This window comes from Streptomyces yamdrokensis, assembly GCF_053890455.1.
In genome coordinates this window covers 1452911-1474918 of sequence record NZ_CM132679.1, presented here as the reverse complement: position 1 = coordinate 1474918, position 22008 = coordinate 1452911, and the positions used below count along the sequence as shown (strand labels likewise).

The following is a 22008-nucleotide window of genomic DNA, read 5'->3' as shown; positions in this document are numbered from 1 at the left end:
TCACGCCCCGAGCCGAGCCGACGGGACGAGTGACGACGACAAGAGCGCCACCGACGGCATCGGTGGCGGGGGCGGTGGCACCGAGGGTGTCACCGCCCCCGCGGTCACCGTGGCGGGCGGTGCTCCCGGTCAGCCGGCCGGTGCCGGTACCTGTGGTGCCAGCAGTACCGGAAGCCGGGTCGTGCGGGGCTTCGCCGCCACCTCGGCCACGGCACGCGGCAGGGCCTGCTCCACGCCGTGCACCACGGACAGGTGGCGGTCCGCCCTGCTGAACGCCGTGTACACCCACGGCCGGCTCAACGCCTGCACGGCATCACCGGGCAGCACCACGACCACGGCCGGCCACCGGCCACCCGCCGCCTGGTGCGCAGTCAGCGCCCAGCCGTGCCGTACCGACTGCTCCACCCGCTCCTGCGGTACGACGACGGCCTCGCCCGCGCAGGACAGGTGCAGCCCGTCCGCGTCGGCCTTCACCACCCGGCCCGGCACCGTACGCCCCCGGACGGGGGAGTAGGCGATCCGGTCGCCCGGGTCGAATCCGCCGAAGCGTCCCGGTCCCGGATTCAGCCGCTCCTTCAGCGCCGCGTTCAGCGCGCGCGTGCCCACCGCGCCCCCGTGCCCCGGCGTGATCACCTGCGTCTCCTCCGCCGGTACCCCGATCGCGCGCGGCACCGAGTCGACCACGAGCTGCACCGTCCGGTGCACGGCCTCGCCCGGGTCCCGCACCGGCACGATGACGACCTCCTTGCCGGGCGCCGCCACCTGGTTCAGCTCACCGACCCCGATACCGGAGACCAGCTCACCCAGCGGCCCGGGGTCCGGCCGCCGGGAGGCGACCTGCGGACACGCGCGCGCCGCCAGCAGATCGGCGAACACCCGACCGGGACCGACGGACCACAGCACGCCCGGGTCCCCGGCCAGCAGCAGCCGGGCGCCGTCCGGCAGCGACTCCGTGACCAGCGCGGCCGCCTCGACGTCCAGCCGGGGAGCGTCCAGCACGACGAGCAGGTCCAGCAGCAGCGCCCCGTCGGCGTCCCGCCCCGGCCCCTCGGCACCGGACAGCAGCCCGGCGACGGTGGCGACTTCGGGGCCCTCGGGCCCGGCCTCTCCCGCCACGTCCGCTCCGGCGTTCGCATCCCCCGTGCCCGTGCTCGTGTCCCCGGCCGTGGCGGCCTCCAGCAGGGCCGCGAACCGGGTACGCCCGACGGGGGTGTGGGCGGCGGCCCAGGCGCGCAGCCCGAGACCGTGCGCCGCCCGGAGCAGGGCCGCCGGCTCGGCGAGCGACGCCTCCCCGCCCGTGTGCAGCACCAGCCCGTGACCGGCGACCGCGCGGATCAGCTCCCCCGCGGAGCCGCCCGCCGAGGCGGCGGCCCGTTCCCACTCCGTGCCCGAACCTCCCTGTCCGGGGGAGGAGTTGACGAGCCGGGCCAGCCCGTCGGCGAGGCTCTCCTCGGCCATCGCATACCGCTCGAGCCCCACGAGCACCCTGACGGGCCGCTCCTCGTCCGTGCCGCCCGCACCCTCCCCGCCGGCCGCCGCGTCCTCGCCGTTCCCGGCACCGGCTCGCTGCGGTGCCGGGGCACCCGTTTGGGGCAGCGGGTCCTGGAAGACGAGAACGTCACCATCAAAGACCGCGGTCCGCACGGCCTCCTCGGCATCCGGTACCCCCTGCCGTGCCAGCGCCGCGGTCAGCGTGGACATCTCCAGGGCGGTGTGTCCCGCCTCCGCGGCCTGCTCCAGCAGCCAGCCGGTGACCGCCCGCTCCCGCCGCCCGTCGTCCGGCCCCGCCTCGCCGCCGAGCAGCGCCCGAGCGAAACCGTCCGCCTGCTCGGGCCGCACGCCCGTCACCCGCAACAGCAGCCAGGGATCGTCCCGCAGCGCCTGTGCGGCCCCCTCGCCCAGCACGCCGGCCGCCTGCACGGCGAGCCCTTCGGGCGCGCCGCCCCGGGCGAGCACCCCGCGCACGGCCGCGACCACGTCGGGGGCGAGGGCCGGCCCGACGGTCGCCGACGGCGCCGGCCGCACCGGTTCGGGAGCGGGCCGCCGAGGCGCGGGCCGGGGCTCCTCGAACGCCTCGGCCACCGGCTTCTCGCCGCTCTCCACGGCCCGTACGGCGGCGAGCAGATCGGCCGCCGTGCCGCTCAGCTTGCCGCCGGCCTCGATCGGCCCCTGCCGCTCCGCCTTCCGCCGCTCGATCCGCTCCCGTTCGGCCCGCTGCGCCAGCAACTCGGCCTCGGCCTCGGACACCTGCTGGGCCCCGGGGGCCTGCTCGCCCTCCGCCGCCGCGTTCTGCGGCTCCGCCGGCGTCTTCGAAGAGGCGTCCGCGGTGTCCGTGGCGTCCGTGGTGTCCGTGGGGTCCGCGGCCTCGCCCGGTGTCCCCGGCTCGGCGTCCTCCGTGGTCTCGGGCGGCTCCGTGCTCACAGCGTGCTCCAGTCGTGATCGGGATAGCGGTGCACGGGCGCCGACACATCGTCGAGCGCCCGGCAGATCTCGTCAGGAAGACTAAGCGCCTCCACCGACAACGCCGCCGTGAGCTGCCGTGCGTTGCGCGCGCCGACGACGGGGGCGGTCACGCCCGGCCTGTCCCGCACCCATGCGAGAGCCACCTGGAGCGCGGTCACGGCGAGCCCGTCCGCCGCCGTCGTCACCGCGTCCACGATCCTGCTCGCCGTGTCGTCCAGATACGGCTCCACGAACGGCGCCAGATGCCCGGAGGCGCCCCGCGAGTCCGGCGGCACGGCGCCGCCCCGGTACTTGCCGGTGAGCACGCCCCGCCCGAGCGGTGACGAGGGAATCAGCCCGATCCCGGTGTCGAGGGCGGCCGGCAGCACCTCCCGCTCCACGCCCCGCTGGAGCAGCGAGTACTCCATCTGGGTACTTGCGAGCCGGGACCGCGTGCCGGGCGCGGCGAGCTGCCAGGTCGCCGCCCTGGCCAGCTGCCAGCCGCAGAAGTTGGACACGCCGGCATAGCGGGCCCGCCCGCTGGCGACGGCGATGTCGAGGGCCTGGAGCGTCTCCTCGAGCGGGGTGGCGGGATCGTAGGAATGGATGTGCCACACGTCGACGTGGTCGGTGCCCAGGCGTGCGAGCGAGGCGTCCAGCGCGGAGAGCAGGTGACCGCGCGAGCCGTCGACCCTGCGGTCCGGATCCGGCACGCTCCCGGCCTTCGTCGAGATGACGAGGTCACGGCGCGACACCAGCCCGTCCATGAGCTGCCCGAGCAGATACTCGGCCTCCCCGTCGCCGTACACGTCGGCGGTGTCGACGAGGTTCCCGCCCGCCTCCCAGAAGGTCTTCAAGAGGTCCGCGGCGTCGTGCTCGTCGGTGTCCCGACCCCAGGTCAGGGTCCCGAGACCGATCCGGGACACGCGCAGGCCGGTACGGCCGAGATGCCTCTGCTCCATGGACGCCGAGATTACTGGCCAGACCTTGTGGTGTGGGTACCTGTGGACGACGGTTTTCCCCAGGTACCGGGCCGCCCCGCCGCCCTCGGCCGGGCGGTATAGGGTCTCCGCACAAGCGACGTTACCGATCGGTAAGGGGAGACGGCCATGCAGCTCGGGATCAACCTCGGCTACTGGGGTGCCGGAATGGACGCGGACAACCTCGCCGTGGCGCAGGAGGCAGACCGCCTCGGGTACGCGGTCTGCTGGGCGGCCGAGGCCTACGGCTCCGACGCCGCCACCGTGCTCACCTGGGTCGCCGCCCAGACCGAACGCATCGACGTGGGCTCGGCCATCTTCCAGATCCCGGCCCGCCAGCCCGCGATGACGGCGATGACGGCCGCCACCCTCGACTCCCTCTCCGGCGGCCGGTTCCGCCTCGGGCTCGGCGTCTCCGGCCCGCAGGTCTCCGAGGGCTGGTACGGCGTCAAGTTCGACAAACCGCTCGCCCGGACCCGCGAGTACGTCGAGATCATCCGCAAGGCCATGACGCGCGAGCGCCTCACCCACGACGGCGAGCACTGGACGCTGCCCCTCCCCGGCGGCCCCGGCAAGCCCATCAAGCTCACCGTGCACCCGCAGCGCGAGCACATCCCCCTCTACATCGCCGCGATCGGCCCGAAGAACCTCGAACAGACCGGTGAGATCGCCGACGGCGCCCTGCTGATCTTCCCCTCCGCCGACCACCTCGAGGACACCGCCGTCACGTACCTGAGGGCAGGCCGTGAGAAGGCCGGCAAGACCCTCGAGGGCTTCGACGTCTGCCCCACCCTGCCCCTCGCCGTCGGCGACGACAAGGACGTCGCCACCCTCGCCGACACCTTCCGCCCCTACACCGCGCTGTACGTCGGCGGTATGGGCAGCCGCAGGCAGAACTTCTACAACCAGCTCGCCGGGCGCATGGGATATGAGCGGGAGGCCGCCGAGATCCAGGACAAGTACCTGTCCGGCGACAAGCAGGGCGCCGCCGCGGCCGTACCGCACGACCTGATCGACTCCACCACGCTCCTCGGCTCCGTGGACCGCATCGCGGACCGGATGAGGGCCTACGCGGCGGCCGGGGTCACCACCCTCACCCTCGCCCCGGCGGGCTTCACCCTCGACGAGCGACTCGCGTCGCTGCGCGCCGGCACCGAGGCCCTGGAGCGCGCCGGCCTCGCGTAGTACCGCCGGCGCGGCAGCGAAGGTTCCACGGCCGTGGCGGGGGCTCGGGGGTCCTCCCCGCCACGGCCGTCACCCACACCAACGCCCGGCGGCCCCCGCGGTCACGCCCCGGCGCCCTCTCGTCCCTCCTCTCTTCGCCGCAGTCGCAGGCCACCCCTGTTGCCGTGAGCCACTCCTCGCATTTGACTCCTTCCTTGCGGACCACTTCCGACCACCGCGGGTACCACAAAGCGCCGCAACCGCGGTCCGCGGAACCGCGGAACCGCGGAACCGCGGAACGTGCGGAATCCTTGCGGAGAGGGGCCATGATGCTTTCGGCCAAAAGCCTGTTCCAGGAGATCCTCGACAACGACGAGTCCCTCGCGCTGTGGTGCTCCATCGCCGCCGGCGGCGAGTCCCAGGGCGGCTGGGAGAACGCCCGGATCGCCGCGCTGGTCCCCGCGTCCCGGAGCGCGCTCGCCCCCAAGACCACCCGGCACGGCGCCGACGAGGACAAGCACGGCCGCATCTTCGACGCGCTGATGAAAAAGCGAGGTGTGCGGCCCGTCCCCGTCCCGCCCGAGACCGACTGCACGATGCTCCTCGAACGCGGCGGCATCGGTCTGGCACGACAAGCTCAGGCACGACGAGCCGCTCACCGTCGAGGACATCGTCACCTACCTCGCCCACAGCCGGGTCACCGAACAGCGGGCCTCCGAGCGGATGGGACTGCTCCGCAAGCACTTCTGTGACCACCCCGACCTCGGCCGCGCGGTCAGGATGATCTCCGACGCCGAGGACAACCACCTCGCCTACTGCCACGAGGAACTGCCGCGCTTCGCCCACGCGGGACACGGCCGCGCCATCCGGCGCACCCTGCGCGCGAGCGCCCTCGCCGAGATCCGCGTCCACCGGGACGTCAGCCTCGCCGTGATGGACCGGATGGGCCGCGTCCTCGGCCGGTCCCGGGCCAGGGCGGCCCTCCTGGCCGCCGGCATCCACGCGGTGTACGTCTACGAGCGCCTGGGCGGCCGGCGCCGCATGGTCTCGCTCAGGACGCCGGACCGCCGCGACGCCCTGGGCGGGCCCGGCGGGCCCGGCACCCGGGTTCGCCTGAACCACCGACGGAGCCGGACGCGGCCGCACCGCCTGCCGCGTCGCCTGCCGCCCCCTGCTCCGGTCCGCAGCCCGCTACATCCAGCCACGCCGCTTGAACAGCCGGTACAGCAGGACCTCCAGTACGGCCATCACCACGATCACCGCCGGATAGGACGCCTTCCACCGCAGCTCCGGCATGTGCTCGAAGTTCATGCCGTAGATCCCCGCCAGCATCGTGGGGATCGCGGCCATCGCCGCCCACGCGGAGATCTTCCGCATGTCGTCGTTCTGCCGGACGCTCACCTGGGCCAGATGCGCCGAGAGGATGTCCGACACCAGCCGGTCCAGGCTCTCCACGGACTCGTTCACGCGCGTGAGGTGGTCGTGCACGTCACGGAAGAAGGGCCGCGCCTTCTTGGACACGAAGGGCACCGCCGCGCCGAACGCGCCCGACCCCGCCAGCCGTGCCATCGGCTGCGTCAGCGGCCCGGTCGCCCGGCGGAACTCCAGGATCTGCCGCTTGAACGTGTAGATCCTGGACGCGGTGTGCCGCGCACCGGCACCGTCCGGGCTGAAGACCTCCGCCTCCAGCTCCTCGAGGTCGGTCTGCAGCTCGGCCGCCACGTCGAGATAGTGGTCGACGGCCGCGTCGGCGATCGCGTACACCACCGAGGTCGGTCCCTTCCCCAGCAGCTCCGGCTCGTGCTCCAGACGGCTCCGTACGGCGTTCAGCGGAGAGCCCTCGCCGTGCCGGACGGTCACCACGAACGCGTCCCCCAGGAAGATCATGACCTCGCCGCTGGAGACGGTGTCGCTGTCCGGCTCGTAGGCGACCGGCTTGAGGACCATGAACAGCGAGTCGTCGTACACCTCCAGCTTGGGCCGCTGATGCGCCTTGAGGGCGTCCTCGACCGCCAGCGGATGCAGCCCGAACTCCTGGGAGACCAGGCCGAACTCGTCCTCCGTCGGCTCGTGGAGCCCGATCCACACGAAGCCGCCCGAGGCCCGCGCCTGCTCCAGCGCGTCGGAGAAGTCACCGGGCCCCTCCGTCCGGTGTCCCTCCCGGTAGACGGCGCAGTCGACGATCACAGAACGCACTCTCCCTTCACCGGCCGGCCGGCGCGTCCGGCCCCACCGCACCGGGCAGCGCACCTCGCGACGCGCCCGGCCACATATCTGTGCGTACGCCTACCCTGGCCGCATGCCCACATTGCTCCTGGTCCGGCACGGACGATCCACCGCCAACACCGAGGGACTGCTCGCCGGCTGGACGCCCGGCGTCGCCCTCGACGAACGCGGGGCCGCGCAGGCCGCCGCCCTGCCCGGACGGCTCGCCGCCCTGCCCCTCTCCGAGGTCGTCGCCAGCCCTCTCCAGCGCTGCCAGGAGACGATCCGGCCGCTCCTGGACGCCCGGCCCGGCCTCACCGCCCACACCGACGACCGCATCGGGGAGTGCCACTACGGCGACTGGACGGGCCGCAAGCTCGCCGAGCTGAAGGACGAGCCCCTCATGGAGGTCGTCCAGGCCCATCCGTCGGCCGCCGCCTTCCCCGGCGGGGAGTCCATGCGCGCGATGCAGACACGTGCCGCCGAGGCGGTACGCGAGTGGAACGCGCGCGTGGAGCGCGACCACGGCGGTGACGCCGTCTACCTCATGTGTTCGCACGGGGACATCATCAAGTCCCTCGTCGCCGAAGCACTCGGGCTCCATCTCGACCTCTTCCAGCGGATCTCCGTCGACCCCTGCTCCGTCACCGCGATCCGGTACACGCGACTGCGCCCCTACCTGGTCCGGCTCGGCGACACCGGAGACTTCGCCGCCCTGGCGCCCCAGGGCGAGCCGCCCGCCGACGACGCCACGGTGGGCGGCGGCGCGGGCGCACCGTGATCGTCGCCCGCAGTAGGGTGAAGCCGTCGCGGCAGTGCCGTGGATACAGGTACCCACAACTCTCAATGGAGACAGGACGTGTCCCGTCAGGTGTTCCTCTACGACCAGCCGGAACGTTTCGTGGCCGGTACGGTCGGACTGCCAGGGCGCCGTACGTTCTTCCTCCAGGCCTCAGCCGGCTCCCGGGTGACCAGCGTGGCCCTGGAGAAGACCCAGGTCGCCGCACTGGCCGAGCGCATGGACGAACTCCTCGACGAGGTCGTACGCCGTAGCGGGGGCAGCGCCGCCGTGCCCGCCGTGGCACCGACGGAGATCGCCGACACGGCCCCGCTCGACGCCCCCGTGGAGGAGGAGTTCCGCGTCGGCACCATGGCGCTCGCCTGGGACGGCGAGGAGGAGTGCATGATCGTCGAGGCGCAGGCGCTCGTCGAACTGGACGCCGAGTCCGAGGAGGACCTCGCCGAGGCGGAGGAACGGCTGCTCCAGGACGAGGAGAACGGGCCCCCGATGCTCAGGGTCCGGCTCACCGGCGTCCAGGCCCGTGCGTTCGCCAAACGCGCCCTCGAGGTCGTCAACGCGGGCCGGCCGCCGTGCCCGCTGTGCAGCCTCCCCCTCGACCCGGAAGGACACGTATGTCCGCGTCAGAACGGATACCGACGCGGAGCGTGACCGCCGACGACTCCGCCGCCGCAGTGCTGCTGCTCGCCGAGGGCGAGCTGACCGTGCGCGGACGCATCCGTGAGGCGTCGAACGCGGCGCTGTACTGCACCGTGACCCACGAGGGCCGCGAGGCCGCCTGTGTCTACAAGCCCGTCGCGGGGGAGCGGCCCCTGTGGGACTTCCCGGACGGGACGCTCGCCGGGCGCGAGGTCGCGGCGTACCTGGTCTCCGAGGCGACCGGCTGGGGACTGGTGCCGCCCACCGTGCTGCGGGACGGGCCGCACGGCGAGGGCATGTGCCAGCTGTGGATCGAGACCGCCCCCGACGCGGAACTCCTCGCCCTGGTCGACCGGGAGGAACCCGGCCCCGGCTGGAAGGCGATCGGGTTCGCCGAGGTGGGGGAGGGACGCACCGCGCTGCTCGTGCACGCCGACGACGCGCGGCTGCGCCGGCTGGCCGTGCTCGACGCGGTGATCAACAACGCCGACCGCAAGGGCGGACACCTCCTGCCCACCCGGGACGGCCGGCTCCACGGCATCGACCACGGTGTCACCTTCAACGCCGAGGACAAACTGCGCACCCTGCTGTGGGGCTGGGCGGGAGAGCCCTTGACCGAGGAGGCGCGCGAGGTCCTGGAGGCCCTCGGGAAGGCCCTCGCCGAGGGTGGCCCGCTGGCGGCCTCACTGGCTCCGCACGTCACCCCCGCCGAGATCGACGCCACACGCGCGCGCGTGGCATCCCTCCTCACCACCGGCACCCATCCGGTGCCCGGCGGCGACTGGCCGGCCATCCCCTGGCCACCGGTCTGACCCGGGCTCGCTGCTCCGCCTCGGGCCCGGTGGTCCGGCCCGAGCCGAGCACGGTGGCCTGCCCCGGGTTCGCCGGTCCGCCTGGTCTGCCCCGGGTCCGGCGGTGTGGCCCGATCCCGCAGTTCCGGCCCGAGCGTGGTGGCCTGCCCCGGGTGCCTCAGTCCAACCCGGGTTCGGTGGTCCGGATCCGGTCCGACGCGGGCCGGGGCCGAGCCGGGGCGGCCCCCGCGCTCTCCGCGCGCACGCCACCTGCATCTTCGGCGGTGACGCGCAAGAGTGCCTTCCCGGTCGTCCGGCCCGCTCCGGTTAGTGTCCTGGACCATGGTCCGGTTACGCTCATGACATGCATGCCTGGCCCGCTTCCGAGGTCCCCGCCCTGCCCGGTCAGGGACGCGACCTGAGGATTCACGACACCGCGACCGGGGGGCCGGTCACACTCGACCCCGGCCCCGTAGCCCGTATCTACGTCTGCGGCATCACCCCGTACGACGCCACCCACATCGGACACGCGGCGACGTACAACGCGTTCGACCTGGTGCAGCGCGTGTGGCTCGACACCAAGCGGCAGGTTCACTACGTCCAGAACGTCACCGACGTCGACGACCCGCTGCTGGAGCGGGCCGAGCGGGACGGCGTCGACTGGGCCGCGCTCGCCGAGCAGGAGACCCAGCTCTTCCGCGAGGACATGACGGCCCTGCGGATGCTGCCGCCGCGGCAGTACATAGGTGCCGTGGAGGCGATACCCGGGATCGTTCCGCTCGTCGAACGGCTGCGCGACCTCGGTGCGGCGTACGAACTCGAGGGCGACACCTACTTCTCGGTCGAGGCCGACCCGCACTTCGGGCAGGTCTCGCATCTCGACGCCGCCGCCATGCGGCTGCTGTCCGCGGAACGCGGCGGCGACCCGGACCGTCCGGGCAAGAAGAACCCCCTCGACCCGATGCTCTGGTCGGCCGCCCGCGAGGGCGAGCCCAGCTGGGACGGCGGGTCGCTGGGCCGGGGCCGTCCGGGCTGGCACATCGAGTGCGTGGCCATCGCCCTCGACCACCTGGGCATGGGCTTCGACGTCCAGGGCGGCGGTTCCGACCTGGTCTTCCCGCACCACGAGATGGGTGCCTCGCACGCCCAGGCGCTCACCGGCGGGTTCCCCATGGCCAAGGCGTACGTCCACGCCGGCATGGTCGCCCTGCACGGCGAGAAGATGTCCAAGTCCAAGGGCAACCTGGTCTTCGTGTCCCGGCTGAGGCAGGACGGCGTCGACCCGGCGGCGATCCGGCTGGCGCTGCTCTCCCACCACTACCGAGCCGACTGGGAATGGACCGACCAGGTCCTCCAGGACGCCGTGACCCGGCTCGGGCACTGGCGGGCCGCCGTCTCCCGCCCCGACGGCCCCTCCGCCGAGGCCCTCGTGGACGAGATCCGCGAAGCCCTGGCCAACGACCTGGACGCCCCGGCGGCACTGACCGCCGTCGACCGCTGGGCCGTGGCCCAGGAGCAGCGGGGAGGCACGGACACCGGTGCGCCGGGGATCGTCTCCCGCGCGGTGGACGCCCTGCTCGGCGTGGCGCTGTAGGCCGAACAGGACCTGGCCGTCCGGAGACACAGTGGGGCGCCCCGTCCACCGACGGGGCGCCCCACTGCCGCACGCCGAGCCCTCCGGGACCTTCTCCGGCGGATCATGCCGCAGACGCGGGGCCGGCACACCCGCCCCCGGGCTCTTCGAGCAGGGGGCGTCCCGGCGGCCTTACATCTGAACGCACCGGGCCCCACCCGCCCCAGCTGGACGGACACCGCCGATTGCCTCGACCTGCTCCACCGGACAGGCCCTAGTCCTCCGAGGGATCCTCGCCGTCCGTGTCCGGTTTCGGGGGTTTCGGTGGGCGGGGGCGGCTGCTCGGGGTGTCCCGCCGGAACGACGCGCCGTCCCCGCCGTCGGCCGTGGCGTGGCCGCCGGGCTGCGGCGGACCGGACGAGCCGTCACGGCGCCGCAGATAGCGCTCGAACTCGCGGGCGATCGCCTCGCCCGACGCCTCCGGCAGCTCGGCCGTGTCCCGGGCCTCCTCCAGTGACTGGACGTACTCCGCGACCTCGCTGTCCTCCGCGGCCAGCTGGTCCACGCCCACCTGCCATGCGCGCGCGTCCTCGGACAGTTCGCCCAGGGGGATACGCACGTCGATCAGGTCCTCCAGCCGGTTCAGGAGGGCCAGCGTCGCCTTCGGGTTGGGCGGCTGCGACACGTAGTGCGGGACCGCCGCCCACAGCGACACCGCCGGGACACCCGCGTGCGTGCACGCCTCCTGGAGGATGCCGACGATCCCCGTGGGCCCCTCGTACTTGGTCTCCTCGAGGTCCATGCGGCGGGCCAGGTCCGGATCGGACGTGGTCCCGCTGATCGGGACCGGACGGGTGTGCGGGGTGTCACCGAGCAGGGCGCCCAGGACGACCACCAGCTCCACCCCGAGTTCGTGGGCGAAGCCCAGCAGCTCGTTGCAGAACGAGCGCCAGCGCATGGACGGTTCGATCCCGCGGACCAGCACCAGATCGCGTGGCTTGTCGCCGCCGACCCGGACCACCGACAACCGCGTCGTCGGCCAGGTGATCTTCCGGACGCCGCCGTCCATGAACACCGTGGGCCGGTTGACCTGGAAGTCGTAGTAGTCCTCGGCGTCCAGCGCCGCGAACACCTCGCCCTTCCATTCCCTGTCCAGATGCGCGACCGCGGTGGAGGCGGCGTCGCCGGCATCGTTCCAGCCCTCGAACGCGGCCACCATGACCGGGTCGACCAGCTCGGGAACCCCCTCGAGCTCGATCACCCAGTGCCTCCTTCCGACGTGCCCTCGCGTACCCCCCAACCTTACGGCGTGCCGGGGGAGTGCCCGCAGCCCCCTCGCGGGGGGGAATGCCCCAACACTGCCCCGGCGGAGACCGGGAAACACCACGCATTGATCCGAGCTGTCCGGCAGGGCCGCCCGCTCACGGGGTGGAACGGTCCGGCTCACGGCGCGCACGGCGGGCTCTCACAGCGTGGACCGCAGCCACTGCTCGACGCTCGCGATGTGGACGGTGGCCCACGACCGCGCCGCCTCCGCGTCCCGGTCCCGCAGGGCCGCCAGGATGGCCCGGTGCTCGCGCAGGGTCCGGCCGACGGCGTCCTCCTGGGTGAGCCCTCGCCAGACGCGGGCCCGGGTGGTGGGGCCGGACAGGCCGTCAAGCAGGGAACAGAGCACGGAGTTGCCCGAACCCCGCACGATCCTCCGGTGGAAATCCAGATCGGCTGCCACCAGGGCCTCCACCGACGGTTCGGGGCCCAGCCCGTCCAACTGCTCCGACAGCACGTCCAGTTCCCGCTCGCTGATCAGGGTCGCCGCTGCGGCCGTCGCGGCCGGCTCCAGGATGCGGCGCACGGCGAGGAACTCCAGGACCGTGTCGTCCCGGTGGAAGTCCACGACGAAACTCAACGCCTCCAGCAGCAGTTGCGGATCCAGGCTGGTGACGTACGTGCCGTCGCCCTGCCGCACGTCCAGGATCCGGATCAGCGACAGCGCGCGCACCGCCTCCCGCAGGGAGTTGCGCGACAGCCCCAGTCCGGCCGCGAGTTCGCTCTCCCTGGGCAGCCGGTCGCCGGGACGCAGCGCGCCGGAGACGATCATCCCTTTGATCTTCTCTATCGCTTCGTCGGTGACTGCCATCCCGGCCTCCCTGGGGATCCCCTACGGACCAGACGTCCGATGTATCCGGGCCATTATGCGGGCCCTCCGGGGCGGACCCACAGCGGGAAGGGGCGGCTTCGGACAGGTCCCGCAGGACCTGTCCGAAGCCGCCCCCTCCCGGCACCGTCCCTCGCGCGGGAGGACCGGTGACCGCGCGGTCACCTCTTGTCGAGCAGGCCCTGGACCTCCGCGCGGACCTCATCCGTGGCAAGACCCCGGATCGTCAGCGTCGTACGGCGGCGCAGCACGTCGTCCGCCGTCTCGGCCCACTCGTGGTCCCGGGCCCAGACGACCTGCGCCCAGATTTCCGGGGCGTCCGGGTGGACGCGCCGGGCCAGCGCCGGGTCGTCGTTGGCCAGCCGGGCGATGTCGAAGGCCAGCGAACCGTAGTGGGTGGCCAGGTGCCGGGCGGTGTCCGCGGCCATGCGCGGGCCGGGCGCGGGGCCGTCCACCAGCAGCCGGTGGGCGACGGCGCGCGGGTTGGCGACCCCCGGCAGCGGCAGCTTGCTCGGCAGCGCCGCGACGGGCTCGAAGTCGTCGCCCAGCGGGTGGCCGGGCAGTTCCTGGAGCTTGCGCATCACCGTGCGGCCGATGTGACGGAAGGTGGTCCACTTGCCGCCCGCGACGGACAGCATCCCGCCGCGGCCCTCACTGACGACCGTCTCGCGCTTGGCCTTCGAGGTGTCCCCGGGGCCGCCCGGCAGCACCCGCAGGCCCGCGAAGGAGTACGTGATCAGGTCACGGTCCAGCTGCTGGTCGCGGATGGAGAACGCGGCCTCGTCGAGTATCTGGGCGGTGTCCTTCTCGGTGACCGCGACGTCCGCCGGGTCGCCCTCGAACTCCTCGTCGGTCGTACCGAGCAGCAGCATGTCCTCCCAGGGGAGGGCGAAGGTGATGCGGTACTTGTCGATCGGCGTGGCCAGCGCGGCCCGCCACGGAGCGGTCCGCTTCAGGACCAGGTGCGCGCCCTTGGACAGGCGGATGGACGGCGCCGCCTTCGGGTCCTCCATCCGGCGCAGGTGATCGACCCACGGCCCGGTCGCGTTCAGCACCAGACGGGCGTCGACGCCGAACTCGTCGCCCGACAGCCGGTCGCGCAGCTCGGCACCGGTCACCCGGCCCCTGGTGAACCGCAGACCGGTCACCTCGGCGTGGTTGAGGACGACGGCGCCCGACTCGACCGCCGCGCGGACCGTCATCAGCGCCATCCGCGCGTCGTTCATCTGGTCGTCGCCGTACACGGCCACGGCCTTGAGGTTGTCCGTGCGCAGCTCCGGCACGTCCCGCGCGGCCTTGGCGGGGGAGAGCAGATGGCCCACACCGTCACCGAAGGCCGACAGGGCCGAGTACGCGAAGACACCTGCTCCGAGCTTCGCCGCGCCGTGCGGCCCGCCCTTGTACACGGGGAGGTAGAACGTGAGCGGGTTCGCCAGATGGGGAGCCACCTGACGGGAGACCGCACGGCGCTCGAAGTGGTTCTCCGCCACCAGCCTCACCGCGCCGGTCTGCAGATAGCGCAGACCGCCGTGGAGGAGCTTGGAGGAGGCGGAGGAGGTGGCGCCGGCGAAGTCGCCGGCGTCGACCAGAGCCACCCTGAGGCCGGACTGCGCGGCGTGCCAGGCGGTGGAGATGCCCAGGATGCCGCCGCCGATCACGAGGAGGTCGTACGACGCCTTGGAGAGCTGCTCCCGGGTCTCGGCCCGGCTCGGGTTCGAGCTGGAAGCCGGGTGCGTCCCCAGGGCAGGCACGGACTGCAGGGTGGACTGAGTGGTCATGGCGGGTCTTGCTCCTCGTCAGTCTTCGTCCTCGAGCCAGCCCATGGTCCGTTCGACGGCCTTGAGCCAGCTCTTGTACTCACGGTCGCGGATCTCCGCGTCCATGCGGGGGGTCCACTCGGCGGCCCGGCGCCAGTTGGCGCGCAGGTCGTCGGTGTTGTTCCAGAAGCCGACGGCGAGGCCGGCGGCGTAGGCGGCGCCGAGGCAGGTGGTCTCGGCGACCATGGGGCGCACCACGGGCGCGTCCACGAAGTCGGCGAGGGTCTGCATCAGCAGGTTGTTGGAGGTCATACCGCCGTCGACCTTGAGGGCGGCCAGCTCGACGCCGGAGTCCTTCGTCATGGCGTCGGCGATCTCCCGCGTCTGCCAGGCGGTGGCCTCCAGGACGGCGCGCGCGATGTGCGCCTTGGTGACGTACCGGGTCAGGCCGGCGATCACACCGCGGGCGTCGGAACGCCAGTACGGGGCGAACAGGCCGGAGAAGGCCGGTACGAAGTAGGCGCCGCCGTTGTCCTCGACCGAGAGCGCGAGGGTCTCGATCTCGGCGGCGGTGGAGATCAGGCCCATCTGGTCGCGCATCCACTGCACCAGCGAACCGGTGACGGCGATGGATCCCTCGAGGGCGTAGACCGGCTTCTGGTCGCCGATCTGGTAGCCGACGGTGGTCAGCAGCCCGCTGTAGGAGTTGATGATCTTGTCACCGGTGTTCATCACCATGAAGGTGCCGGTGCCGTACGTCGACTTGGTCTCGCCCTCGGCGAAACAGGTCTGGCCGAACAGGGCCGCCTGCTGGTCACCGAGCGCGGAGGCGACCGGGATGCCGCCGAGCAGGTCGCCCAGGTTCCCGCCCTTGATCTCGCCGTAGACCTCGGCGGAGGAACGGATCTCGGGCAGCATCGCCGTCGGCACGCCGATGGACTCGGCGATCTTCTTGTCCCACTGCATGGTGTGCAGGTTCATCAGCATCGTGCGGGACGCGTTGGTGACGTCGGTGACGTGCTTGCCGCCGTCCACGCCGCCGGTCAGGTTCCAGATGACCCAGGTGTCCATGGTGCCGAAGAGGATGTCGCCCGCCTCGGCGCGCTCCTTGAGGCCCTCGACGTTGTCGAGCAGCCAGCGGGCCTTGGGGCCTGCGAAGTAGGAGGCGAGCGGCAGACCGGTCTCGCGGCGGAAGCGGTCCTGCCCCACGTTGCGGCCGAGCTCGCGGCAGAGGGCGTCGGTACGCGTGTCCTGCCAGACGACGGCGTTGTGGACCGGCTCACCGGTGTTGCGGTCCCACAGCACGGTGGTCTCGCGCTGGTTGGTGATGCCGATGGCCTTGATGTCGTCCCGGGTGATGCCGGCCTTCTCGACGGCGCCGGCGACGACTTCCTGGACGTTGGTCCAGATCTCGGTGGCGTCGTGTTCGACCCAGCCCGGCTTGGGGAAGATCTGCTCGTGTTCCTTCTGGTCGACGGCGACGATGCGGCCGTCGCGGTCGAAGACGATGCAGCGCGACGAGGTCGTGCCCTGGTCGATGGCGGCGATGAACGGACCGTGGCCGTGGGAGGCGATGCCGGCGGTGTGGTCGTCGGTCACTGTGTGCTCCTGGAGGTTCCTTGGTTACGGGGCTGTACGTACGGCGCTTCTACAAGACTGGGGGTTCTGCGGCGGCGGGGTCACCCTCAGGCGAAGGCGAGGTTGTGGACGCCCGCCGCGAGGGCGCCGCCGATCAGCGGACCGACCACCGGGACCCAGGCGTAGGACCAGTCGGAGCCGCCCTTGTTGGGCAGCGGCAGGAGGGCGTGCACGATGCGCGGACCGAGGTCACGGGCCGGGTTGATCGCGTAACCGGTCGGCCCGCCGACGGACAGACCGATGGAGACGACCACGAGGGCCGTGATCAGACCACCCAGCACGCCGAGGCCGTTGCCCTCGTCGTTCAGGCCCTGGGTGAGCACCGCGATGATCAGCACGAAGGTGCCGATGATCTCCGTGGTGAGGTTCTGCACCACGTTGCGGATCTCCGGGCCGGTGGAGAAGACGCCGAGCACCGGGCCGGCGCCCTTCTCCTGGGCCTCGATGGCCTTGGCGTTGGCCTCATCGCCCCGGTCGCCGACGATCTCCTTGTCGGTGAGATGTGCCTGGAACTGGCCGTAGTAGGCCAGCCAGACCAGCGTGGCGCCGATCATCGCGCCGAGGAACTCTCCGGCGAAATAGACCGGAACGTTGCTCCAGTCGCCGTCCTTGATGGCGAGGCCCACAGTCACGGCCGGGTTGAGGTGGGCACCGGAGAGCGGCGCGGAGATGTACACGGCCGTCATGACGCCGAAGCCCCACCCGAAGGTGATGGCGAGCCATCCGGCGTTACGGGCCTTGGAGGCCTTCAGGCTCACAGCGGCGACCACGCCGCCGCCGAGCAGGATGAGTATGGCGGTACCGATGGTCTCGCCGATGAAGATGTCGGAGCTGGACACCCGCGACTCCTTTGTCCTTCGTCCAGGGAAGCCGACCCCCGGGTCCCACCGGGGATTGGCGCCCTCAGGGATGAGAGCGATGTCGGCCCTTGGCGTTGTCACACTCTAACGCGTATTGCCGGTAAGTGTTCGACAATGCCGACCGATGGACGGGAGTCTTTCTCCGCCCTGCCTGCGCGTCAAGGGTTTGGTTGTCGAAAGCGCGATCGTTATCTATTGTCCCGGGATGTCGATCTACGGTATTCGATCCGCGGTGGTATGTCCCAGTTTCCCGCCGGAGGGCACGGCGACGGCCGGAGCGCCGTGCGGCGCCCCGGCCCGGGGCTTCCTGTGTGCCGGTCGTGCCGGTCGTGCCGGTCGTGCCGGTTCTGTCCGCGCCGCGCTCAGAAGCGCCGGGCGCCCAGGTCCCGCGACACCGAGCGGGCGCAGTCGCGGACCGCCGCGATCAGCTCCGGCCGCAGCTCGCCGTCCTGCCGCAGCCGCTCCACCGCGCCCGTGACACCGACCGCGCCGACCGGCATGCGCCGCCGGTCGTGGACGGGGGCCGCGACCGAGGCCACGCCCTCCCAGGTCTCCTCGACGTCCGCCGCGTACCCGCGCGCGCGGGTGAGGTCGAGGATCCGCTCGAACGCGTCCGGATCGCACACCGTACGGTCGGTGAACGCCTTGCGGTCGGCCTCCAGTGCCTCGCTGTGGGCCACCGGGTCGTAGGCCGCCAGCACCTTGCCCAGGGCCGTGGAGTGCAGCGGCTGCATGGCCCCGATCTCCAGGACCTGCCGGCTGTCGTCGGGCCGGAACACGTGGTGCACGATCAGTACGCCCTGCTGGTGCAGCACGCCCAGATAGACGCTCTCGCCGCTGGAGCGGGCCAGGTCGTCCGTCCACACCAGGGCGCGCGCCCGCAGCTCGTGCACGTCGAGGTACGTGGTGCCCAGGCGCAGCAGCTCCGCGCCCAGCTGGTAGCGCCCGGAGGTGTCGTCCTGCTCGACGAAGCCCTCCTGCTGGAGGGTGCGCAGAATGCCGTGGGCGGTCCCCTTGGCGAGGCCCAGCGACGAGGCGATGTCCGACAGGCCGAGCCGCCGCTCGCCGCCCGCCAGCAGGCGCAGCATCGCTGCCGCCCGTTCGAGCGACTGGATGTTCCGTGCCATCCCCGTGCTGCCTCCGTCCCCTTCGACCGCCGCCCCGCGACGCTGCCGCTGTTCGGCAATGCCGAACACTACCGTTCGATGCCGACCTCTTGCCAACGGTCCGCCGTCATCCGCCGTCATCGGCCGTGATCCGTGGCCCGATCCGTCCCCTCACCCGTACGCGGGGCATCCGGGCCCGCCATCATGGTCCGTCCCGTGGACGCCCGGAACATCGGGGCGCGGTCCCCGATACCCTGGCGGCGTGCCCCTGTCCGGGAGGCTCCATCGGGGATCGTTCCGGGCAGCCGCAAAGCCGACAGCCGTCGCACCTGAGGGAGCCCCTTACATGGCCTCGTTGCCGCTGACCCCTTCCCCCGACAGCCGGACCCGTGTGGCCGCGCTCCGAGAGGCCCTCGCCACCCGGGTGGTGGTCGCCGATGGTGCGATGGGCACCATGCTCCAGGCGCAGGACCCCACGCTCGAGGACTTCGAGCAGTTGGAGGGCTGCAACGAGATCCTGAACCTGACCCGCCCGGACATCGTCCGCTCGGTCCACTCCGAGTACTTCGACGCAGGAGTCGACTGCGTCGAGACCAACACCTTCGGCGCCAACCACAGCGCCGCGTCCGAGTACGACATCGCCGACCGTGTGCACGAGCTCTCCGAGGCGGGCGCCCGCATCGCCCGGGAGGTCGCCGACGAGCACGCCGCGCGCGACGGCCGCACCCGCTGGGTGCTCGGCTCGATGGGCCCCGGCACCAAGCTGCCGACCCTCGGTCACATCGGCTACGGCACGATCCGCGACGGCTACCAGGCCAACGCCGAGGGCCTGCTCGCGGGGGGTGCCGACGCGCTGATCGTCGAGACGACCCAGGACCTGCTGCAGACCAAGGCCTCGGTCCTCGGCGCCCGCCGCGCCATGGAGGCGACCGGCGTCGAGGTGCCGCTGCTGGCCTCCATGGCGTTCGAGACCACCGGCACCATGCTCCTGGGCTCCGAGATCGGCGCCGCGCTCACCGCCCTGGAGCCGCTCGGCATCGACATGATCGGCCTGAACTGCTCCACCGGCCCCGCCGAGATGAGCGAGCACCTGCGCCACCTCAGCCGGCACTCCCGCATCCCCCTGCTGTGCATGCCCAACGCCGGCCTGCCGGTCCTCACCAAGGACGGCGCCCACTTCCCGCTCGGCCCCGAGGGCCTGGCCGACGCCCAGGACACCTTCGTCCGCGACTACGGCCTGTCCCTGGTCGGCGGCTGCTGCGGCACCACCCCCGAACACCTGCGCCAACTCGTGGAACGCGTACGGGGTCTCACCCCGCCCGAGCGCACCCCCCAGCCGGAACCGGGCGCCGCCTCCCTCTACCAGAGCGTGCCCTTCCGCCAGGACACCTCGTACCTCGCGATCGGCGAGCGCACCAACGCCAACGGCTCCAAGAAGTTCCGCGAGGCCATGCTCGAGGGCCGCTGGGACGACTGCGTGGAACTGGCCCGCGAGCAGATCCGCGAGGGCGCCCACATGCTCGACCTGTGCGTCGACTACGTCGGCCGCGACGGCGTCGCCGACATGGAGGAACTCGCCGGCCGGTTCGCCACCGCCTCCACCCTGCCGATCGTGCTCGACTCCACCGAGGTCCCCGTCCTGCGGGCCGGCCTGGAGAAGCTCGGCGGCCGGGCGGTCGTCAACTCGGTGAACTACGAGGACGGCGACGGCCCCGAATCCCGCTTCGCATGTGTCGCGCAGCTGGCCAGGGAGCACGGCGCGGCGCTGATCGCGCTGACCATCGACGAGGAGGGCCAGGCCCGCACCGCCGAGAAGAAGGTCGAGATCGCCGAACGTCTCATCGACGACCTGACCGGCAACTGGGGCATCCACGAGGAGGACATCCTCATCGACTGCCTCACCTTCACCATCTGCACCGGCCAGGAGGAGTCCCGCAAGGACGGCATCGCCACCATCGAGGGCATCCGCGAGCTCAAGCGCCGCCACCCCGAGGTGCAGACCACCCTGGGGCTGTCGAACATCTCCTTCGGCCTCAACCCGGCCGCCCGCATCCTGCTCAACTCCGTCTTCCTCGACGAATGCGTCAAGGCCGGCCTGGACTCGGCGATCGTGCACGCGTCGAAGATCCTGCCCATCGCCCGCTTCAGCGAGGAGGAGGTCACCACCGCCCTCGACCTCATCCACGACCGGCGCCGCGAGGGCTACGACCCGCTGCAGAAGCTCATGCAGCTCTTCGAGGGCGCCACCGCCAAGTCCCTGAAGGCCGGCCGGGCCGAGGAACTGGCCGCGCTGCCGCTGGACGAGCGCCTCAAACGGCGGATCATCGACGGCGAGCGAAACGGCCTGGAGGCCGATCTCGACCGGGCGCTCGAGACCCGCAAGGCCCTCGGCATCGTCAACGACACGTTGCTGGACGGCATGAAGGTGGTCGGCGAGCTGTTCGGCTCCGGGCAGATGCAGCTGCCGTTCGTGCTCCAGTCCGCCGAGGTGATGAAGAACGCGGTCGCCCATCTGGAGCCGCACATGGAGAAGACCGACGAGGACGGCAAGGGCACCATCGTGCTCGCCACCGTCCGCGGCGATGTCCACGACATCGGCAAGAACCTGGTCGACATCATCCTGTCGAACAACGGCTACAACGTGGTCAACCTCGGCATCAAGCAGCCCGTCTCGGCGATCCTGGAGGCCGCCGACCAGCACCGTGCCGACGTCATCGGCATGTCCGGACTGCTGGTGAAGTCCACGGTGATCATGAAGGAGAACCTGGAGGAGCTCAACCAGCGCGGCCTGGCCGCCGACTTCCCGGTGATCCTCGGCGGTGCCGCACTGACCCGCGCCTACGTCGAACAGGACCTGCACGAGATCTACCAGGGCGAGGTCCGCTACGCCCGCGACGCCTTCGAGGGCCTGCGCCTGATGGACGCCCTCATCGGCATCAAGCGCGGCGTGCCCGGCGCCCGGCTGCCGGAGCTGAAGCAGCGCCGGGTCCGCGCGGCCACCGTGGAGATCGACGAGCGCCCCGAGGCCGGCCACGTCCGCTCGGACGTCTCCGTCGACAACCCGGTCCCCGAACCCCCGTTCCGGGGCACCCGCGTGATCAAGGGCATCCAGCTCAAGGAGTACGCGTCCTGGCTCGACGAGGGTGCCCTGTTCAAGGGCCAGTGGGGCCTGAAGCAGGCCCGCGCCGGCGACGGGCCGACCTACGAGGAGCTCGTGGAGACCGAGGGCCGGCCCAGGCTGCGCGGCCTGCTGGACCGCCTCCAGACGGACAACCTGCTGGAGGCGGCCGTGGTCTACGGCTACTTCCCGTGCGTCTCCAAGGACGACGACCTGATCGTCCTGGACGACGCGGGCAACGAACGCACCCGCTTCACCTTCCCCCGCCAGCGCCGCGGCCGCCGGCTGTGCCTGGCCGACTTCTTCCGCCCGGAGGAGTCCGGCGAGACCGATGTCGTCGGCTTCCAGGTCGTCACCGTCGGCTCCCGCATCGGCGAGGAGACCGCCCGGATGTTCGAGGCCAACGCCTACCGCGACTACCTCGAACTGCACGGACTGTCCGTGCAGCTGGCCGAGGCGCTCGCCGAGTACTGGCACGCCCGCGTCCGCACCGAACTCGGCTTCGCCGGCGAGGACCCGGCCGTGATGGAGGACATGTTCGCCCTGAAGTACCGGGGAGCCCGCTTCTCACTGGGCTACGGCGCCTGCCCCGACCTGGAGGACCGCGCCAAGATCGCCGAAATGCTCCGGCCGGAGCGCATCGGCGTCCACCTCTCCGAGGAGTTCCAGCTGCATCCCGAACAGTCCACGGACGCCATCGTGATCCACCACCCGGAGGCCAAGTACTTCAACGCCCGCTGACCCCGCAGGCTCTGTCCGGCATGCTCCACCGGACAGGCCC

At 72.0% G+C, this 22008-nt stretch carries 15 protein-coding genes and 1 pseudogene; 7 read left to right on the top strand and 9 right to left on the bottom strand.

From position 1 onward, the window contains the following. Positions 1 to 129: 129 nt before the first annotated feature. Positions 130 to 2421: an ATP-binding domain-containing protein gene (locus ACWZEH_RS05905; protein ID WP_456196237.1), complete on the bottom strand. Its 2292-nt coding sequence runs from the start codon at positions 2419 to 2421 to the stop codon at positions 130 to 132. Beyond that, positions 2418 to 3404 carry an aldo/keto reductase gene (locus tag ACWZEH_RS05900; protein ID WP_456196235.1) on the bottom strand — a complete coding sequence of 329 codons (987 nt, stop codon included), beginning with the start codon at positions 3402 to 3404 and terminating at the stop codon, positions 2418 to 2420. The genes ACWZEH_RS05905 and ACWZEH_RS05900 overlap by 4 nt, the downstream gene beginning before the upstream one ends. Before the next feature lie 147 nt (positions 3405 to 3551). Between ACWZEH_RS05900 and ACWZEH_RS05895 the strand changes: the two genes are divergently transcribed. Both ACWZEH_RS05895 and ACWZEH_RS05890 read left to right on the top strand, forming a co-directional pair. Beyond that, complete coding sequence (locus ACWZEH_RS05895; protein WP_456196233.1) at positions 3552 to 4607, top strand: LLM class F420-dependent oxidoreductase; 1056 nt, start codon at positions 3552 to 3554, stop codon at positions 4605 to 4607. Positions 4608 to 4915: 308 nt separating this feature from the next. Then, positions 4916 to 5684: pseudogene (locus ACWZEH_RS05890) on the top strand (ferritin-like domain-containing protein); the annotation flags it as partial. A 93-nt stretch (positions 5685 to 5777) separates the two neighbouring features. Here the strand turns inward: ACWZEH_RS05890 and corA are convergent. Beyond that, positions 5778 to 6773 carry a magnesium/cobalt transporter CorA gene (gene corA / locus ACWZEH_RS05885; RefSeq protein ID WP_456199461.1) on the bottom strand — a complete coding sequence of 332 codons (996 nt, stop codon included), beginning with the start codon at positions 6771 to 6773 and terminating at the stop codon, positions 5778 to 5780. A 112-nt stretch (positions 6774 to 6885) separates the two neighbouring features. On the opposite strand from corA, the gene ACWZEH_RS05880 reads away from it, so the two are divergent. The 4 genes from ACWZEH_RS05880 (at position 6886) to mshC (ending at position 10614) form a co-directional block, all read left to right on the top strand. Next, positions 6886 to 7572: a histidine phosphatase family protein gene (locus ACWZEH_RS05880; RefSeq protein ID WP_456196231.1), complete on the top strand. Its 687-nt coding sequence runs from the start codon at positions 6886 to 6888 to the stop codon at positions 7570 to 7572. 78 nt (positions 7573 to 7650) lie between these two features. Further along, complete coding sequence (locus tag ACWZEH_RS05875; RefSeq protein ID WP_456196229.1) at positions 7651 to 8241, top strand: DUF3090 domain-containing protein; 591 nt, start codon at positions 7651 to 7653, stop codon at positions 8239 to 8241. Then, positions 8205 to 9041 carry an SCO1664 family protein gene (locus ACWZEH_RS05870; protein ID WP_456196228.1) on the top strand — a complete coding sequence of 279 codons (837 nt, stop codon included), beginning with the start codon at positions 8205 to 8207 and terminating at the stop codon, positions 9039 to 9041. The genes ACWZEH_RS05875 and ACWZEH_RS05870 overlap by 37 nt, the downstream gene beginning before the upstream one ends. Before the next feature lie 343 nt (positions 9042 to 9384). Beyond that, positions 9385 to 10614, top strand: coding sequence for a cysteine--1-D-myo-inosityl 2-amino-2-deoxy-alpha-D-glucopyranoside ligase (gene mshC, locus ACWZEH_RS05865; RefSeq protein WP_456196226.1), 1230 nt, complete (start codon positions 9385 to 9387; stop codon positions 10612 to 10614). Positions 10615 to 10867: 253 nt separating this feature from the next. Here mshC and ACWZEH_RS05860 read toward each other — a convergent pair whose 3' ends face one another. The 6 genes from ACWZEH_RS05860 to ACWZEH_RS05835 all read right to left on the bottom strand — a co-directional run bounded on the left by ACWZEH_RS05860 (position 10868) and on the right by ACWZEH_RS05835 (position 18130). After that, entirely contained in the window at positions 10868 to 11854 is a 987-nt protein-coding gene (locus tag ACWZEH_RS05860) for a PAC2 family protein (RefSeq protein ID WP_456196225.1), read from the bottom strand. 204 nt (positions 11855 to 12058) lie between these two features. Next, complete coding sequence (locus ACWZEH_RS05855; protein WP_456196223.1) at positions 12059 to 12730, bottom strand: FadR/GntR family transcriptional regulator; 672 nt, start codon at positions 12728 to 12730, stop codon at positions 12059 to 12061. A gap of 179 nt (positions 12731 to 12909) precedes the next feature. After that, complete coding sequence (locus ACWZEH_RS05850) at positions 12910 to 14526, bottom strand: glycerol-3-phosphate dehydrogenase/oxidase (protein WP_456196221.1); 1617 nt, start codon at positions 14524 to 14526, stop codon at positions 12910 to 12912. A gap of 18 nt (positions 14527 to 14544) precedes the next feature. Further along, the gene (glpK, locus tag ACWZEH_RS05845) at positions 14545 to 16104 is read right to left on the bottom strand and encodes a glycerol kinase GlpK (protein WP_456196219.1); all 1560 of its coding nucleotides are present in this window, start codon (positions 16102 to 16104) and stop codon (positions 14545 to 14547) included. Positions 16105 to 16190: 86 nt separating this feature from the next. Beyond that, the gene (locus ACWZEH_RS05840) at positions 16191 to 16982 is read right to left on the bottom strand and encodes an MIP/aquaporin family protein (protein WP_456196217.1); all 792 of its coding nucleotides are present in this window, start codon (positions 16980 to 16982) and stop codon (positions 16191 to 16193) included. A gap of 383 nt (positions 16983 to 17365) precedes the next feature. Further along, complete coding sequence (locus ACWZEH_RS05835; protein ID WP_456196215.1) at positions 17366 to 18130, bottom strand: IclR family transcriptional regulator; 765 nt, start codon at positions 18128 to 18130, stop codon at positions 17366 to 17368. A gap of 325 nt (positions 18131 to 18455) precedes the next feature. On the opposite strand from ACWZEH_RS05835, the gene metH reads away from it, so the two are divergent. Next, the gene (gene metH, locus ACWZEH_RS05830; RefSeq protein ID WP_456196214.1) at positions 18456 to 21968 is read left to right on the top strand and encodes a methionine synthase; all 3513 of its coding nucleotides are present in this window, start codon (positions 18456 to 18458) and stop codon (positions 21966 to 21968) included. Positions 21969 to 22008: the final 40 nt, after the last annotated feature.

What these genes read in the sequence shown, in the direction of transcription:
- ACWZEH_RS05900 (WP_456196235.1), bottom strand. Translation starts at nt 3,404, where the DNA reads ATGGAGCAGAGGCATCTCGGCCGTACCGGCCTGCGCGTGTCCCGGATC.
- ACWZEH_RS05895 (WP_456196233.1), top strand. Translation starts at nt 3,552, where the DNA reads ATGCAGCTCGGGATCAACCTCGGCTACTGGGGTGCCGGAATGGACGCG.
- ACWZEH_RS05870 (WP_456196228.1), top strand. Translation starts at nt 8,205, where the DNA reads ATGTCCGCGTCAGAACGGATACCGACGCGGAGCGTGACCGCCGACGAC.
- ACWZEH_RS05850 (WP_456196221.1), bottom strand. Translation starts at nt 14,526, where the DNA reads ATGACCACTCAGTCCACCCTGCAGTCCGTGCCTGCCCTGGGGACGCAC.
- mshC (WP_456196226.1), top strand. Translation starts at nt 9,385, where the DNA reads ATGCATGCCTGGCCCGCTTCCGAGGTCCCCGCCCTGCCCGGTCAGGGA.
- ACWZEH_RS05880 (WP_456196231.1), top strand. Translation starts at nt 6,886, where the DNA reads ATGCCCACATTGCTCCTGGTCCGGCACGGACGATCCACCGCCAACACC.
- ACWZEH_RS05835 (WP_456196215.1), bottom strand. Translation starts at nt 18,130, where the DNA reads ATGGCACGGAACATCCAGTCGCTCGAACGGGCGGCAGCGATGCTGCGC.
- metH (WP_456196214.1), top strand. Translation starts at nt 18,456, where the DNA reads ATGGCCTCGTTGCCGCTGACCCCTTCCCCCGACAGCCGGACCCGTGTG.
- ACWZEH_RS05855 (WP_456196223.1), bottom strand. Translation starts at nt 12,730, where the DNA reads ATGGCAGTCACCGACGAAGCGATAGAGAAGATCAAAGGGATGATCGTC.